General features: G+C 61.5%; 13 protein-coding genes and 2 tRNA genes. 7 read left to right on the top strand and 8 right to left on the bottom strand.

Annotated features, from left to right (window positions below; translation table 11 throughout):
* Nucleotides 1-277: 277 nt before the first annotated feature.
* Both ACWA1U_RS13960 and bcp read right to left on the bottom strand, forming a co-directional pair.
* Nucleotides 278-362: transfer RNA gene (locus ACWA1U_RS13960), tRNA-Leu, on the bottom strand.
* Between the two features lie 73 nt (nt 363-435).
* The gene (gene bcp, locus ACWA1U_RS13955; RefSeq protein ID WP_463722761.1) at nt 436-906 is read right to left on the bottom strand and encodes a thioredoxin-dependent thiol peroxidase; all 471 of its coding nucleotides are present in this window, start codon (nt 904-906) and stop codon (nt 436-438) included.
* 149 nt (nt 907-1,055) lie between these two features.
* On the opposite strand from bcp, the gene ACWA1U_RS13950 reads away from it, so the two are divergent.
* The gene (locus ACWA1U_RS13950; RefSeq protein ID WP_463722760.1) at nt 1,056-1,559 is read left to right on the top strand and encodes a MarR family winged helix-turn-helix transcriptional regulator; all 504 of its coding nucleotides are present in this window, start codon (nt 1,056-1,058) and stop codon (nt 1,557-1,559) included.
* A gap of 133 nt (nt 1,560-1,692) precedes the next feature.
* Here the strand turns inward: ACWA1U_RS13950 and ACWA1U_RS13945 are convergent.
* Nucleotides 1,693-1,765 (bottom strand) — tRNA-Lys (locus ACWA1U_RS13945).
* A 90-nt stretch (nt 1,766-1,855) separates the two neighbouring features.
* The gene (locus ACWA1U_RS13940; RefSeq protein ID WP_463722759.1) at nt 1,856-2,974 is read right to left on the bottom strand and encodes a PQQ-dependent sugar dehydrogenase; all 1,119 of its coding nucleotides are present in this window, start codon (nt 2,972-2,974) and stop codon (nt 1,856-1,858) included.
* Nucleotides 2,975-3,092: 118 nt separating this feature from the next.
* On the opposite strand from ACWA1U_RS13940, the gene ACWA1U_RS13935 reads away from it, so the two are divergent.
* On the top strand, nt 3,093-4,049 hold the full coding sequence (locus tag ACWA1U_RS13935) for a 2-hydroxyacid dehydrogenase (protein ID WP_463722758.1): 957 nt from the start codon (nt 3,093-3,095) through the stop codon (nt 4,047-4,049).
* Between the two features lie 45 nt (nt 4,050-4,094).
* Here the strand turns inward: ACWA1U_RS13935 and ACWA1U_RS13930 are convergent, their stop codons facing one another.
* Nucleotides 4,095-4,574: a hypothetical protein gene (locus tag ACWA1U_RS13930; RefSeq protein WP_463722757.1), complete on the bottom strand. Its 480-nt coding sequence runs from the start codon at nt 4,572-4,574 to the stop codon at nt 4,095-4,097.
* 132 nt (nt 4,575-4,706) lie between these two features.
* Here ACWA1U_RS13930 and ilvD point away from each other — a divergent pair, with 132 nt between their 5' ends.
* From ilvD to serA, 5 genes are all read left to right on the top strand, one after another.
* On the top strand, nt 4,707-6,422 hold the full coding sequence (ilvD, locus tag ACWA1U_RS13925; RefSeq protein ID WP_463722756.1) for a dihydroxy-acid dehydratase: 1,716 nt from the start codon (nt 4,707-4,709) through the stop codon (nt 6,420-6,422).
* 329 nt (nt 6,423-6,751) lie between these two features.
* Nucleotides 6,752-8,641: an acetolactate synthase large subunit gene (locus ACWA1U_RS13920; protein ID WP_463722755.1), complete on the top strand. Its 1,890-nt coding sequence runs from the start codon at nt 6,752-6,754 to the stop codon at nt 8,639-8,641.
* A 2-nt stretch (nt 8,642-8,643) separates the two neighbouring features.
* Complete coding sequence (gene ilvN / locus ACWA1U_RS13915) at nt 8,644-9,156, top strand: acetolactate synthase small subunit (RefSeq protein WP_463722754.1); 513 nt, start codon at nt 8,644-8,646, stop codon at nt 9,154-9,156.
* A 118-nt stretch (nt 9,157-9,274) separates the two neighbouring features.
* Nucleotides 9,275-10,300: a ketol-acid reductoisomerase gene (ilvC, locus tag ACWA1U_RS13910; RefSeq protein ID WP_463722753.1), complete on the top strand. Its 1,026-nt coding sequence runs from the start codon at nt 9,275-9,277 to the stop codon at nt 10,298-10,300.
* Nucleotides 10,301-10,487: 187 nt separating this feature from the next.
* The gene (serA, locus tag ACWA1U_RS13905; protein WP_463722752.1) at nt 10,488-12,077 is read left to right on the top strand and encodes a phosphoglycerate dehydrogenase; all 1,590 of its coding nucleotides are present in this window, start codon (nt 10,488-10,490) and stop codon (nt 12,075-12,077) included.
* Here the strand turns inward: serA and ACWA1U_RS13900 are convergent.
* From ACWA1U_RS13900 to galE, 3 genes are all read right to left on the bottom strand, one after another.
* Nucleotides 12,074-13,183, bottom strand: a complete 1,110-nt coding sequence (locus ACWA1U_RS13900) for a glycoside hydrolase family 53 protein (protein ID WP_463725053.1) — start codon at nt 13,181-13,183, stop codon at nt 12,074-12,076. The genes serA and ACWA1U_RS13900 overlap by 4 nt on opposite strands.
* 379 nt (nt 13,184-13,562) lie before the next feature.
* On the bottom strand, nt 13,563-15,392 hold the full coding sequence (locus ACWA1U_RS13895) for a glycosyltransferase family 2 protein (RefSeq protein ID WP_463722751.1): 1,830 nt from the start codon (nt 15,390-15,392) through the stop codon (nt 13,563-13,565).
* Nucleotides 15,389-16,441, bottom strand: a complete 1,053-nt coding sequence (galE, locus tag ACWA1U_RS13890) for a UDP-glucose 4-epimerase GalE (RefSeq protein WP_463722750.1) — start codon at nt 16,439-16,441, stop codon at nt 15,389-15,391. Before galE ends, ACWA1U_RS13895 begins: the two co-directional genes overlap by 4 nt.
* Nucleotides 16,442-16,448 lie beyond the last annotated feature (7 nt).

Raw genomic sequence — 16,448 nt, 5'->3', positions numbered from 1 at the left:
GTCTCACGTTTAGTTCGCGTGAGTCCGGACGGTGGATGGGTAGGAGAAAGACAAAGTTGCCTCACACATTGGTAACGGTGACCTACGGGCAGTGTTCGCGGCACGTGTTCCGCGGGCTGGCAGGGTTATAGGAGGTTCAAGCGGCACCTGGTGATCTGCGTCACCTGTCTCTCGGCTGACCTCCAGCGGAATAGAACCGCCGTGAGAAGAAAGGCTTTGTTGAACAAAGGTTTTGTGAAACGCAGAGGCCCGCACTATGTGCGGGCCTCTGTAGTGCTGGTGCGCAAGGGGGGACTCGAACCCCCACGTCCGAAGACACTGGAACCTAAATCCAGCGCGTCTACCAATTCCGCCACTCGCGCCAGGCACGCCTCACGGAATCCCGGTCAAGAAAACCCCGGAACCCGTCTGACGCACCAACTATTGTACGCAGCTTCAGTCGATACCAAGATCGCGGCGTAACTTCGCCACGTGGCCGGTTGCCTTCACGTTGTACTGGGCGAGGTTGACTTTGCCCTCGCCGTCCACGACCACGGTTGAGCGGATCAGACCCTCATACGTCTTGCCATAGTTCTTCTTCTCTCCCCACGCGCCCCACGCTTCGGCAACGGTGTGATCCGGGTCGGACAGCAGGGGGAAGGTCAATGATTCCTTCTCAGTGAAGGACCGCAGCTTGTTCTCGGAATCCGGCGAGACGCCCACCACTTCATAACCGGCGGAAGCCATTGAGGCCAGGTTGTCCCGGAAATCGCAGGCCTGGGTGGTGCAGCCGGGAGTTGCGGCAGCTGGGTAGAAGTAGACGACGACGTTCTTGCCCGCGAAGTCGCTGAGCGAGAAGGTGTTTCCTTCAGAGGAATTGAGCGTAAAGTCGGGTGCACTATCCCCGATGTTAAGTCGGTTGGACATACGAAACTTTCTGTTCGGTCTCAGTGGGCGCTGGTGGCGCACGCGGCGCGGGTCATGCGCCGAACCGTAGCTATCATATGGGGATGGGTTCAGGGTCTTCGCACGTTCCCAGCGAGGGCCGCAGGGGGGCGAAAGGAAGTTGTTAGCTAATGCCGGATCTCGAGCAATGGCCCACAGGTCGACTATTGACGACGGCCGCGCGGCTGGTTGAGCACGCCTGGAACGAGCGCCTGGTGGACATCGGTGTGACACACGCAGGTGTCATTGCTCTCGGTGTGCTGGAAAGTCAGGGCGCAATGACGCAGGCCAGCCTCGCGCAGATTGTGAGGGTCCAGGCGCAGACAATGGGCAAGACGCTTTCCCGCCTGGAAGTGCGGGGCCATGTTTCACGCGTGCGGAGCGATCTTGACCGTCGCAGCCACAAGGTGTCGATCACCCCTGGAGGCAGCCGCGTGCTGAAGGAAGCCCAGGACGTCGAACGGACGCTCATTACCGGTGGGGAACTGGTATCGGATGAGCTCCGTGGCCATCTGCAGTCCGTCATCCGCGAGCTCGGTGCACCCCGCTGGGGCTGGTCAGGCGATCTGGTTGGCACAGCCGCGCCCGCAGAATTACCGGCCTCAGGCCTTGCCAACAAAAGCACCCAGCCGTAGATTGCGCCAAACGGGAAGAAATGCGCCCTTGGGCCCTTGGCGCCAAACGGGGAGAAATGCGCCCTTGGCTTTGAGCAGGTCAAATGAAAACCGTCCGTTCGAGCAATTGCTCGAACGGACGGTTTTTTGTGTGTGCACCCCCCGGGACTTGAACCCGGAACCCATTGATTAAGAGTCAATTGCTCTGCCAATTGAGCTAGAGGTGCCTGCGAATTCCGGTCTCACCGGCGTTCCGCAACAGCACTAAACTGTACCAGCCCTCATCGGGATTCCCGAAATCAATAGGTCGATGTGAGCTACTGCATATCGACACGCACAATCCGGGACCCGCCCTCCTCGTTGGTCGCAATAAGCAGACCGCCGTCGGGCCCAACGGTAGTGTCCCTCAGGCGCCCGAACTGGCTGTCGAAGAAGCTTGCCGGCTCACCCGCGATGCCGCCAAACAGCGGCACCTGCCAGAGGCGCTGTCCTCGCAGCCCACCGATGTACGCGACGTCGTCGACAATGGTCATTCCACTCGGCGAGGAGCTGGCCGTTGAAGGCCACACGACCTGCGCGTCGATGAAGCGCTCGTCATTGGGCGCCCCGGTCACCTCCGGCCACCCATAGTTGCTGCCGGCCGTGACGAGGTTCAGTTCGTCGTCGCGCTCTGGTCCGAACTCACTTGCCCACAGCCTGTCTGCTGAGTCCCAGGCGAGCCCCTGCACATTCCGGTGACCGATTGAATAGACCGTTGAGTCGAACGGATTCCCCGGTGCCGGACTGCCGTCGGTGGTGATACGAAGGATCTTGCCGCCGAGGCTCGCGGGATCCTGCGCGCTCGGCGCGTCGCCAGCGTCTCCAGTGCCAACGTAGAGATAGCCATCCGGACCGAATTTGATTCTTCCACCGTTATGGATATTCGCTTTCGGGATTCCGGTGAGCACCTCTTCCGGTTGGCCCAGGCCGTTGTCTGTGTACGGCACGCTCACGATCCGGTTGTCCTCCGGACTGGTGTAGTAGAGAAACAGGCGTGGATCAGTTTCGAAGTCAGGGCCGATCGCTACGCCGAGCAGGCCGCCCTCACCACTTGCTGCGCTGGCGTCCTCGATCACACCAAGAACTGACGACTGGTCACCGTCAATGCGCTTGACCTCAGCGGTGTTGCGTTCGGTGACAATCAGGGATCCATCCGGCAGCACAGCCATGGACCAGGGAAGCCCAAGGCCTGTAGCCTCCTCACCGGCAGCAGCGAGTTGGGGTGCCGTGGGACTGGGAGCCGGCGTGGGTGGGTTAGTCGGCTCAGCTGAGGCACCCGGTGTCGTGGCGACTCCCGCTGAGGGGGATTCCGACGACGACTGCGGCAGGGAGCCAGCGAAGCGGGGCTCCGGTTCACCGCCTGGTTGGCAGCCGGTGAGGATAAGCGTGAGGATCACCGCACCTCCCAGGAGCCAGCAGGGAGCGGAAGAGGATTGGGAACGTCCCGCGATTGAAAGCTTCACAGGTACTGAAACGAATCACGGCGCGCAGTGGTGCCTTCGATACGCTGAAACCATGACTACTCCTTCGGTCCGTACAGTGACGGTGCCTGGCAACGATCTTTTTGAGGCACTCCAGCCGGCACCCGCTGGCATCCGCCTGGTGCAGTGGGACTTGGAGGGCAGTCCCGCAGGGGCGCAACTCTCCGAGATCGATGCGGTAGTCCTGCCGTACATGTCATCGAAGGATTACACGGAGGCAATGCGGTCAGCGCCGAACCTCAAAATTGTCCAGACCCAGACCACTGGATATGAAGGCATACCGGAAATGGCAGGCGACGGAGTGGCAGTGGCCAGTGCTGCGGGAGTGCACGCGGCGGCGACAGCCGAGATGGCAGTGGGCCTCGCAATTGCCTCACTGCGGGGGATTGACGTCGCCGTGAAGAATCAACTCAAGGGCGAATGGAAGCCGGGACGTTTCGCAGGCCTGGCCGACCGCAGGGTGCTTCTACTCGGCGTCGGCGGCATCGGCGAAGAAATCGCCAAACGGCTGGAGGCTTTCGAAGTTGAGCTCACCCGGGTGGGAAGCACCGCACGAATGGATGGGCGCGGCGCGGTGCACGGCAGTGATGAACTCGTTGAACTGGCAGCCCGCCACGAAGTACTGATCATCATCACACCGCTGAGCGAGTCCACCAGGGGACTCGTGGGCAAGGAGTTGCTTGCTGCACTGCCGGACGGAGCGCTCGTCATCAACGTCGCACGGGGGGCGGTCGTCGACTCCGATGCCTTGACAGCCGAAGTGGTCAGCGGGAGGCTCCATGCGGCGGTTGACGTCTTTGATCCGGAACCCCTCCCGGCAGACCATCCGCTGTGGGCTGCTGACAACGCCATAATCACCCCGCACAACGGAGGCAATACCGGCGCCTTCTGGCCGCGCATGGTGCGGTTGCTCCGCGGGCAGCTCGACGCCTTCGCTTCCGGAACCGAACCAAAGAACCTGGTGGTTCCAGGCCCATGGGTTCAGGGCTAAAGAGCCTGACGAATACGCCCGGCCGTCAGCATCGGGCCATTAGCGTCAGGGCCCGGCCAGCCTGACGAAGGTTTGCATGAACAACTCGAAGTCCGTGTGATCCTCGGCCTGATCCAGCGTGAGGACGAGGTCCGCGGACTGATGGCACGCCATCCAGGGCTGCACGCCGAAGCGGAACGTCTTCCCGGTGCTGGTGCCTACCTCGTAATCGCCGCCCGCAAGCTGAACTGCGTGAACCAGATTCGTGATGTTGATTTCGACCGGAATGCCGCCACCGGTCAGGGTAGCGCTTTTCACTGGAGCGATCATCAGCTCGGACGGCTGCCATCTGTAGCCGATGACAAAATACTTGGCCTTCGTCACCCGTTGCCCGCCCGCGTCCGTCACCTCGTGCCGAACGTTGGCACCGAAAACGAGGTTGTAGTCCCCGTAGTTGGGGATCTGCGAGTCGAAGACCCGCCTCAGCGCCCGCTTCAGGACAGAGCTTTCGGTCTCGCCGTCGGGGTGCGGCTGTCGAGGAATCATGGAGAGGGCCTGTGTAGGGAAAGTGTTGGTTGCAACGCGCCGCTTACCCTACCGGAAAACGCGCCACCCCACCGAAGTAACAGGCCGGTCACACGCACAGCGCTGCCGCCGGGTAGGCCTAGACTTTGACCCATGAGCGTGGAAAGCGAAGCCAAAGTCACACCGGACATCAAACCCCGAAGCCGGGCGGTAACCGACGGCATGGAGCGCGCCCCTGCAAGGGGCATGCTGCGAGCGGTCGGCATGGGAGATGATGATTTCTCCAAGCCGCAGGTCGGCGTCGCGAGCTCCTGGAATGAAATCACGCCGTGCAACCTGTCCCTCAACCGCCTCGCGCAGGGGGCCAAGGAAGGCGTCCACGCGGGCGGCGGCTTCCCCATGCAGTTCGGAACCATTTCGGTGTCAGACGGCATCTCAATGGGCCACGAGGGAATGCACTTCTCGCTGGTCTCCCGGGAAGTCATTGCTGATTCCGTGGAAACGGTCATGGAGGCTGAGCGCATCGACGGATCGGTGCTGCTCGCCGGTTGCGACAAATCGCTGCCCGGCATGCTCATGGCCGCCGCCCGGCTGGACCTCGCCAGTGTCTTCCTCTACGCAGGCTCGATCATGCCCGGCTGGGTCAAGCTGGAGGACGGCACCGAGAAGGAAGTCACCCTGATTGACGCCTTTGAGGCCGTCGGCGCCTGCGCTGCAGGCAATATGTCGCGTGGGGACCTCGATCGGATTGAACGCGCCATCTGCCCCGGCGAGGGGGCGTGCGGCGGCATGTACACCGCCAACACCATGGCCTGCATCGGTGAAGCACTGGGTATGTCCCTCCCCGGTTCAGCTGCCCCGCCCTCCGCCGACCGCCGCCGCGACGAGTTTGCGCGCAAATCCGGCGAGGCCGTAGTCAACCTGCTACGCCTCGGTATCACCGCCCGCGACATCATGACCAAGAAGGCTTTCGAGAACGCCATCGCCGTGACCATGGCGTTCGGCGGCTCCACCAACGCCGTTCTTCATCTGCTGGCCATTGCCCGCGAGGCCGAGGTTGAACTGACCCTTGATGATTTCAACCGGATCGGTGACCGCATCCCGCACCTGGGTGACCTGAAGCCGTTTGGCCGCTACGTCATGACCGACGTCGACAAGGTCGGCGGCGTTCCCGTCATCATGAGGGCGCTGCTGGACGCCGGCCTGCTGCACGGTGATGTGCTCACGGTGACCGGTAAGACGCTCGCCGAGAACCTCGCATCCATCAACCCACCGGACCTTGACGGAAAGATCCTGCGCGCACTCGACAACCCGATCCACAAGACCGGCGGAATCACGGTCCTGAAGGGTTCACTTGCCCCTGAGGGCGCAGTCGTGAAAAGTGCAGGCTTCGACGCCGACGTCTTCGAGGGAACAGCGCGCGTATTCGAGCGCGAACAGGGCGCACTGAAGGCTCTCGCTGCGGGCGAGGTCAAGGCAGGCGACGTCGTTGTCATCCGTTATGAAGGCCCCAAGGGCGGACCGGGTATGCGGGAGATGCTCGCCATCACGGGAGCCATCAAGGGAGCCGGTCTTGGCAAAGATGTCCTGCTGCTCACCGACGGCCGTTTCTCGGGCGGTACCACCGGGCTATGCATCGGGCACGTTGCGCCCGAAGCCGTCGACGGCGGCCCGATCGCGTTCGTTCAGGATGGCGACCGTATCCGCGCTGACATTTCGAATAGAACTTTCGACCTCCTGGTTGAGCCCGAGGAAATGGACCGACGCAGGGTTGGGTGGGAGCCCCTGCCCGCCAGGTACACCAAAGGTGTGCTCGCGAAGTACGCCAAGCTGGTGCATTCGGCCTCGGAAGGCGCCTACTGCGGGTAGTGCAGGGCACGACGACGGCGGCAGATTACGCCGTCGTCGTCGTACCAGTTAGTGTCCACTAACTGGAAGGCCAGTCCACATAGTGAGACGGAGCGAGGTGCTGTTGACACCTTCGGCGGGGGAGTGAAAACTACAGGTATGCAGCTCGTATCCGTAGTCCTAGTTACCAAGCGCGTGGCCTAAAGCCCCGACCGGTTTCTCTACGTCACGCGCAAACCCCTCGCAGAGCCCACCAGGCTGAGGGGTTTTTTTGTTCCCACCGAATGGAAAAGCGCAGCACATTTACGCAGCCCGCCAAGGCCGCGTTGGATACAAAAGGAAGTACAAGGATGTCCAAGGGATCGCCCATCAGCCCAGCGCTGATGGCAGCCAAACAACCCGCGCCGGCGGCGCCGGCCCAACCAACGGGGAAGGACGCGGCCTCAGGGCATGTCAGCCCCGTGCTCGGGCCGAACCGCACCGTGCAGCCCACACCCATGACGGGTTCCCAGGCGATTATCCGTTCACTTGAGGAACTAGGCGTCGACGACATCTTCGGCCTTCCTGGCGGAGCTATCCTCCCCACCTATGACCCCCTCATGGCATCGACCAAGCTCCGCCACATCCTGGTCCGCCACGAGCAGGGCGCAGGTCATGCCGCACAGGGCTACGCGATGGTTACCGGACGCCCCGGTGTCTGCATAGCCACCTCCGGTCCCGGCGCCACCAACCTCGTCACCGCCATAGCTGACGCCCACATGGACTCGGTGCCGATGGTCGCCATTACCGGCCAGGTTTCGAGTGCCGTGATTGGTTCCGATGCGTTCCAGGAAGCGGACATCGTCGGCATCACGATGCCGATCACCAAGCACTCCTATCTCGTGACGAAGGCTGCGGACATTCCCCGCGTGCTTGCCGAGGCGTTCCACATTGCCTCCACCGGCCGGCCGGGCCCGGTGCTGGTGGATATCGCCAAGGACGCCCAGCAGGGCAATATGACGTTCTCCTGGCCGCCGAAGATCGACATCCCCGGGTACCGGACCGTCGTCCGCGGGCACTCCAAGCAGGTACGGGAGGCCGCCCGCCTTATCATGGCGTCCGAGCGGCCGGTCTTCTACGTAGGCGGCGGTGTCATCAAGGGCCACGCGTCCGCTGAGCTCCTGGAACTCGCGGAGCTGGTGGGCGCACCCGTGGTGACCACGCTGATGGCACGCGGTGTCTTCCCCGATTCCCACGAGCAGCATGTAGGCATGCCGGGCATGCACGGATCGGTTTCGGCTGTCACAGCGCTGCAGCAATCGGACCTCCTCATCACCCTCGGCGCGCGGTTCGATGACCGGGTGACCGGGGTACTGTCGAGTTTTGCACCGGGTGCCAAGGTCATCCACGCTGATATCGACCCGGCAGAGATTTCGAAGAACCGCACCGCGGATGTGCCAATTGTCGGTTCGGTGAAGGAGATCATCCCTGAATTCACCGCTGCCCTTCGGGAGCAGTTCGCCAGCGCCGGAACCCCTGACTACAGCGCCTGGTGGGCTATCCTGAACCGCCTGCGTGAAACCTATCCCATCGGTTTCACCCAGCCCGATGATGGCCTGTCCGCACCCCAGAACGTCATCCAGCGCATCGGTGAGTTGACCGGTCCTGAGGGCGTCTACGCGGCCGGCGTTGGCCAGCACCAGATGTGGGCGGCGCAGTTCATCAAGTACGAACGCCCGCACGCCTGGCTGAATTCAGGCGGCCTCGGCACCATGGGTTACGCGGTGCCGGCGGCCATGGGTGCCAAGGTCGGGAACCCGGACCGCGTGGTCTGGGCCATTGACGGCGACGGCTGCTTCCAGATGACCAACCAGGAACTGGCAACCTGCGTTATCAACAAGATCCCCATCAAGGTGGCCATCATCAATAACTCGTCCCTCGGGATGGTGCGACAGTGGCAGACCCTGTTCTACGAAGGCCGCTACTCCAACACCGACCTGAATACGGGACACGACACCGTCCGTATTCCGGACTTCGTCAAGCTTGCCGATGCCTACGGTTGTGCAGGCCTGCGCTGTGAGCGCGACGAAGATATCGATTCCACTATCCAGCAGGCCCTCGAGATCAACGACCGTCCCGTCGTCGTCGATTTCGTGGTGAGCCGCGACTCGATGGTCTGGCCCATGGTTCCGACCGGGGTCAGCAACGACCTCATCCAGATTGCCCGCAACATGACCCCGGAATGGGAGCAGGAGGACTAACCATGGCCCGTCATACCCTTTCCGTACTGGTCGAAGACGTACCGGGTGTCCTGACCCGGGTGGCAAGCCTGTTCGCGAGGCGCGCCTTCAACATCAACTCACTCGCTGTCGGCCCAACGGAAATTTCCGGAATGTCCCGGATTACCGTTGTCGTCGAGGCTGAAGGTGACCTGCTGGAGCAGGTCACCAAACAGCTGAACAAGCTCATCAACGTCATCAAGATCGTTGAGCTTGTTCCTGAATCTTCCGTGCAGCGTGACCACATCCTGGTCAAGGTGCGTGCGGATGCCGCAACCCGGCTGCAGGTAACCCAGGCTGCAGATTTGTTCCGCGCTTCAGTGGTTGACGTGTCCACCGACTCGCTGATCATCGAGGCAACCGGCACCGCCGAAAAGCTCACCGCGCTCCTGTCAGTGCTTGAGCCGTTCGGCATCCGCGAAATAGTCCAGTCGGGAACGCTCGCGATCAGTCGTGGCGCGAAGTCCATGAGTGACAGAGCGCTTCGAAGTGCATGACGCTGAAGCGCATAGCCCGTAGCGCTGACTCGTTCCTGACCTGACCCGACTACCTAAACCAGTACCCGAACGCTTCGCCTTTCAGTGCGGAGCAGAACACATCACAGGAGATATACAAGTGACCGAGTTGTACTACGACGACGATGCAGACCTTTCGATCATCCAGGGCCGCACCGTGGCCGTCATCGGGTACGGCAGCCAGGGCCATGCCCACGCGCTGAGCCTCCGTGACTCCGGCGTCGACGTCCGCGTTGGCCTTAAGGAGGGCTCCAAGTCCCGCGCCAAGGCCGAAGCCGAGGGCCTGCGCGTGGTTGGTGTGGCTGAAGCTGTTGCCGAAGCCGACCTCATCATGGTTCTCACCCCGGACCAGGTGCAGCGCCACGTCTACGCCGAGGATATTGCTCCGAACCTGAACGCCGGAGACGCGCTGTTCTTCGGACACGGCTTCAACATCCGCTACGGCTACATCCAGCCTCCCGCCGACGTCGACGTCGCCCTCGTGGCGCCGAAGGGTCCGGGCCACATTGTCCGCCGCGAGTTCGAAGCCGGCCGTGGGGTCCCCGACCTGATTGCGGTCGAGCAGAACCCGTCCGGCAAGGCGAAGGAACTTGCGCTGTCCTACGCGAAGGCGATCGGTGGTACCCGTGCTGGTGTCATCGAGACCACCTTCACCGAGGAAACCGAAACCGATCTCTTCGGCGAGCAGGCAGTACTGTGCGGCGGAGCTTCCCAGCTGATCCAGTATGGCTTCGAAACGCTCACCGAGGCAGGCTACAAGCCCGAGGTTGCGTACTTCGAGGTGCTGCACGAGCTCAAGCTCATCGTTGACCTCATGGTTGAAGGCGGCATCGCAAAGCAGCGCTGGAGTGTTTCCGACACCGCCGAGTACGGCGACTACGTATCGGGCCCGCGGGTTATTGACCCGAGCGTGAAGGAAAACATGAAGGCAGTCCTCGCGGATATCCAGAACGGCGCCTTCGCGAAGCGGTTCATCGATGACCAGGATGCTGGCGGAACGGAGTTCGCCGCACTGCGCAAGCAGGGCGAGGACCACCCGATCGAGGCCACCGGCCGCGACCTGCGCAAGCTGTTCTCCTGGATCAAGACCAACGACGATTACACCGAGGGTTCGGTCGCCCGCTAGTACGCCAATGGGAACGGCCGGGTGGATGGAGGCTCATCCGCCCGGCCGTTTCCATGTGGGATCCGTCTCACCAGTGACGATCGGCGGGTAACAAAGTGAGTGTTGCCTGCGTCCAAATTAGACTGGCTGAAAGTCCTGACCGTCTCCCAACGCCCATTTCTGCCCACCGCTCTGCGAAGGATCACCCGTGAAAAGACCAGTAGTTCTCCTTGCCGAAGAACTCTCGCCAGCAACCGTGGACGCTCTCGGACCAGACTTCGAAATCCGTCAGACTGACGGCTCCGACCGGTCGAAGCTGCTGGAAGCGATCACTGAAGTTGACGCGATTCTGGTGCGCTCCGCAACTCAGGTGGATGCCGAAGCCATTGCAGCGGCGCCGAACCTGAAGGTCATCGCGCGCGCCGGCGTCGGGCTGGACAACGTCGACATCAAGGCCGCAACGCAGGCGGGGGTGATGGTGGTGAACGCACCGACGTCGAACATCATCTCCGCAGCCGAACTCACGGTCGGCCACATCCTCAGCCTCGCCCGCCACATTCCGCAGGCCAGCGGTGCACTCAAGGGCGGGGAGTGGAAGCGGTCTAAGTACGCGGGCATCGAACTGTACGAGAAGAAGATCGGCATCATCGGCCTTGGGCGGATCGGCGCGCTCGTTGCCGAGCGGCTACAGGGGTTCGGCACCGAAATCCTCGCCTTCGACCCCTATGTCACCTCGGCTCGGGCAGCTCAGCTCGGTGTGCAGCTCGTTTCCCTTGACGAACTCCTCGCGGATTCGGACTTCATCACGATCCACATGCCCAAGACTCCGGAAACGGTCGGCATGCTCGGTACAGCGGCCTTCCAGAAAATGAAGAACAGCGCGTATGTGGTCAACGTTGCCCGTGGTGGCCTCGTCGATGAGGAAGCGCTGTACACCGCTTTGAAGGAAGGGCAGATCGCCGGGGCCGGCGTTGACGTGTTCGTGAAGGAACCGAGCACCGACCTGCCGTTCTTCGAGCTCGACAACGTGGTGGTGACACCGCACCTTGGGGCCTCCACCGAGGAAGCGCAGGAAAAGGCGGGCATCTCGGTCGCCAAGTCGGTGCGCCTTGCACTGGCCGGTGAACTTGTGCCCGACGCCGTGAACGTCGCAGGCGGGATCATTGCACCGGAGGTGCGCCCCGGCATTCCGCTGATTGAAAAGCTCGGCCGGATCTTCACTGCGTTGACCCACGATTCACTCACGCAAATCGAAGTCGAGGTCGCAGGTGAAATCGCGTCCCAGGACGTCAAGGCGCTGGAACTCGCCGCCCTCAAGGGTGTATTCACCGACGTCGTCTCGGAGCAGGTGTCTTACGTCAACGCTCCGGTACTTGCCGAGCAGCGCGGCATTCACACACGGCTGGTCACCACGGACCAGTCCGAGGAGTACCGGAATGTGCTGACCATCCGGGGCGCACTCTCGGACGGATCCCAGATCTCGGTGGCCGGCACGCTCACCGGACCGAAGCAGATCCAGAAGCTGGTTGGTGTCAATGGATACGACCTCGAAATCCCCATCAGCGAGCACCTTCTGGTGATTCTCTACCAGGACCGTCCCGGCGTCATCGGAACCCTCGGGCAGGTGCTGGGGGAGCGCGGCATCAACATCGCCGGCATGCAGGTTGCAAGGAGTAAGGAAGGCGGCCAGGCGCTCTCACTCCTGACCGTTGACAGTTCTGTTCCGCAGGACGTACTTGAGAACCTGAAGGAAGCCATCGGCGCCACTGTGGCGCGTGAGGTTGACCTCCAGGATTAAAAGGGCAACGCCCTTGGAGGAGACCCTTCAACGAGTATGGGGTGAAATGCGTCTAAACCTGGAAGACCTCGGCCTTCCCAATCGAAGAGCGTGAGATTGGAGTAAGGGTTTCCGGCCCCGGCAATGATGTCCACACCGGGAAGCCACCCCGGCTCCCACACGAAGAAGCCGAGGCCGTGTCCGTCGGGAACGTCCAGCAGTATTTGTTTGAGGGTCGAGAAGAACTCTGATTGGCCTTGAGGGGTCGGCGGATAGGCTGCGCCGTCAGGAAGCGCCTGCACGGTGTTGACCCGGCTTGGGACATCGCTGCCGCTTGACAGCGTCCAGGGATAGCCGGTTTCGGCGATGATGATGTCTTTGTCGTAGCGGGTCGCGAGGACCTGCAGTGTGTTCTGCAGCTCAGCGAACGAGCCGTGCCAAAAAGGATAGAAGCTAAGCCCAATCATGTCGAAGGCGACGCCAAACTTCTGCAGTTGGGCAAAGAAGCGCATCGACTCCTCCGTCTCTCCTGCGTGGTCAAATTGGATCAAAGTCAACGGCGGATCGGCGGGGTTTCCACCCTTGGCTCCCTTGGTGCCAGCTTTGAGCAACTCTGCGAATTCAGTCCAATGCTCGCCATCGTCTCGGTAGATCTTTCCAACCGGCCAGAGCATCCCACGTGCAACCTCGTTGCCGATCTGCACGATGCCGACTGGCGTGCCTTGTCGCGCGAAAGCGGCCACCACATCCCGGGTGTAGGTCTCAACGGTGCGCCGTAGATCCGTAGAAGTTTGGTTTCGCCAGGCCTCAGGAGTCTGCTGGTGTCCAGGGTCAGCCCATGTGTCTGAATAATGAAGATCAAGCATCAAGTCCAGCCCGGCGGCATGGGCCCGACGAGCCAGTGTGAGGGCTGACGGAAGATCGCTGGTGCCGGCTGGAGGATTGACCCAAAGCCGGAGTCGGACGTAGTTTGCCCCCTGGCTACTGAGCAACTGCTCTATCGGGGCGGTTTCTCCGTTGACGCTGACTGTCCCGCCAACAGCTTCTACTTGAAGGGAGGAGGAAATGTCGGCGCCGCGGATAAGCGGTAGGCCGGGGGATTGCGCAGAGGATGGTAACGGTGGCATTGGAGCCACGGTGGGCGCCACTGTAAGGGGTACAACGGGTGACGCTGCAGGTTGCAACCTAGTCCCGATGAGGGCTGCCGCAACTACGGCCACGATGAGTACGATGGATCCCGCCGTGAGCGCCCACATCCTCCATAATGTGTTCCGTAGGCCGTCTGGCCTGCGCGAGCGGCCAGGCTCGGCATGGCGGGGGACCATCATGGGCTATCACTCCAGTCCAGGGCCAGTGCATCGCAATTACGCACGTGAAACTGCAAAGGTAGTCCTGTAGGTGAACCACTCACGCTGCTCTCCTTCTGCGATCTCTATTCTTGCTGGTCCAGCGCCGGTAGTGGGGCCAACCAGCTCTCCGTTTGAGTGAGGGGACGATCACCGGTGGTTACGGTCCGAGAATGGGTTGAACATACTGCGGATAGAGGATGATGGCCGCAATCAGCGGAATCCAAGTCAGCACAGCCATGATGAGCGGTGCTTTCGCAGTGGCCCGCCGAGCAATTCCCCATTCCACTCCCGCCTCCTTGGCGCTCTCATACGCGTGAAGCTGCGGAACCATCAGACTCACTACCCCGTAGCAGAAAGCTGCGAACAGACACAGAAAGACGTACCCGTAAAGTGCGGTGGTGGCTTCACCAATAAGCGCCGCTGTGGACATCAATACGGAGAGTATGCAGAATGGTGCCACCATGCGTCCTGCGAGAGGTTCAAACTTGCCCCTCATTTTCGGCGTGACCCTAAATTCCACCGAACTTGGCCAAATTCTTTTCTCCAGGGCAGCCAGCACTCCCCAAGCGATAAAGGGCCAGCGGGCGAACGCGTACAGCCAGTTCTCCCAGCTGATGATCGGAGATGCCTTTGGCCGAAGTAGCCCGCGGCGGCGGATGAAAAGCGTGATGGCAATTGTGCAAACGCTCATCGAGAACCAACGGGCTAGGAACTCGAAGTAGTTCACGTTGACCCATGGAGTTCCGGCGACGGCTGCTGCCGCGGACATCGTCAGGCCCACAGCGGTTGTGATTGTGAGCAATGGATAGTAAGAAAGGGCGAAGAGGAAGCGCAATCGCAAGGGCCATGAGAACCGGTGAAGATGTTTCGGTACCGTTTCGAGAAGCAGCGTCATGAGGCTGCGCGACCATTGGAACTCCTGGGTAGCCATGGCGGCGAATGTGAGTGGCCCTTCGCCGTGTGCCTCCGCCTCGATGGCGAAAGCTGACTTCCAGCCCGCTGAAGTGAGCAGGAAAGCGGTAGAAAAGTCTTCTGCCAGTTCAGGTCCCAGACCACCGATGTCCAGAAGTGCCTTGGTGCGCACAGCGTAATGAGACCCGATGCAGGATGGTGCTAGCCCCTTCCCATGTCCGAGTTGAACGGCGCCGTGGAAAGTAGCCTCCCGGTGCAGGCGCCCTCTGGCTGACCAGGACAGGTCGGCGTTCGAGTCATTCATGCTGGGCGCGGCGACGTATCCAATTGAGGAGTCTGCAAAGGGGCGCACCATTTCGGTCAGGTAGCCCGGCTCCGGAACGTGGTCACAATCAAGTTGGGCGACCACGTCATAATTTTCGTAGCCCCAATGATCGTAGAAGTATGCGAGGTTACCTTCCTTGCATTTGGTTCGCCGCGGCCACTCCGTCCGGTGGTACTCGGCAACGCCCCGCCGAGTGGAAAGGCGGACGCCGTTCCGTTTACACCACTGGACCACTTCCGATGCCGGGTCCTCGTCGCATAGCCAGACATCGTAGGCGTGCGGGAACGTTTGGTCCAGCATGGCAAGCAACGTCTTCTGAGCCGTCAACCATGGCTCGGATGGCGCCTTGGTGACTACGAACGCTATTCGCAGCGACGGAACCGGAATGGCCGGGTTCACCTTGTACAGCCGGTTCGCTACCAACAGGAAGTAGCTTGGAAGGTAGGCGAAATAGAACAGGAATGCCGAAGTCAGCACCAGCCCAGGCCAGCCCATATTGCGCTCCGGCTGCAGCCACCAAGCCCAGAACGACCCGAAAGCAGCCAACCATAGGACGGAGAGGGCAGCGACGACGACGCGGTCTCGCGTGTCAAGCGCGGGTACAAACGTGCCCGGTTGTACCGAGCCACGGGGAGCACGGCGGCCTGACAGGATAGGCCCGGCGCGGGTCGCACTGATCATCGTGCTCCGCAACGGTGCAAAGTTGCTGTCGAGGCGCCCTGTGGCGTTGGAACCGAGCCGGCCACTCATTTCTGGCTCGTGAGGGGGGAGAGGGTCGATGCCCGGTAGCCGGACGGGTGCTTCTCCTGGAAGTGCCAGGCATCCCGGCAAGCCTGAGAGAGGGGACGGCGGGCAGTCCAGCCCAACTGAGCGTTCGCGAGAGCAGGTGAGGCCACCAGTTCCGCTACGTCGCCGGGCCGGCGCCCCACCACCCGGTAAGGAATTTCTTGGCCAGTGACGGTTGCAAATTCGTTTACCAGCTCAAAAACGGACGTGCCGACGCCCGTGCCAAGGTTGTAGCGGCGAAACCCTGGCACGCCCCCGGTCTGCAGTGCGAGACGGTGCGCTTCCACGACATCCATCACGTGGACGTAGTCTCGCACGGCTGTGCCATCCGGCGTCGGGTAGTCCGACCCGAAAATCCGTAGTTCCTTATGCCGTCCCGCAGCAAGCTGTGTGAGAAACGGCACTAGGTTGGTTGAGAAGCCGGTGGGGTGTTCGCCTATCTGACCGGTTGGGTGAGCACCGACCGGGTTGAAGTACCGTAGCGCCGTTACAGACCAGTCACGGTACCGGGCGCAGAGATCGTCCAGTATCTGCTCGCACATCCACTTGCTGCGGGCATACGGATTGGTGGGGTTGGGGGGGGAGGTTTCAGTGATGGGGAGGTCCCGGGTATTCCCATAGATGCTGCATGACGAGGAGAAGATAAGATGCTTCACCTCGTTGGCATGCATTACGCGCAACAGGCTGAGTAACCCGGAGACATTGTTCGTGAAATAGTCCAGCGGCCGATTAACTGAATCGCCGACGGACTTATGGGCGGCGAAATGGACGACCACGTCGATAGGGTGTTTTGAGAACACCTCACTGAGCCGAGCAGTGTCACAAATATCCAACTCATGGAAAAACATATTCCCGCCGCCCATACTGCGGACACGGTCCAGAGAAGCGCTGCAACTGTTCGTGAGGTTATCAACCACGACGACATTGAAACCGTGAAGGAGCAGGTCAAGACAACAGTGGCTGCCGATGAAACCGGCTCCTCCTGTGACCAGAGCAGTTGGCGTAGTAGTCATATCCGTT

The sequence above is a fragment of the Arthrobacter sp. TRD_SC_6 genome, from assembly GCF_055361185.1.
Note: the sequence above shows the minus strand (reverse complement) of the source record. Positions and strands in the feature narration are given on the sequence as shown.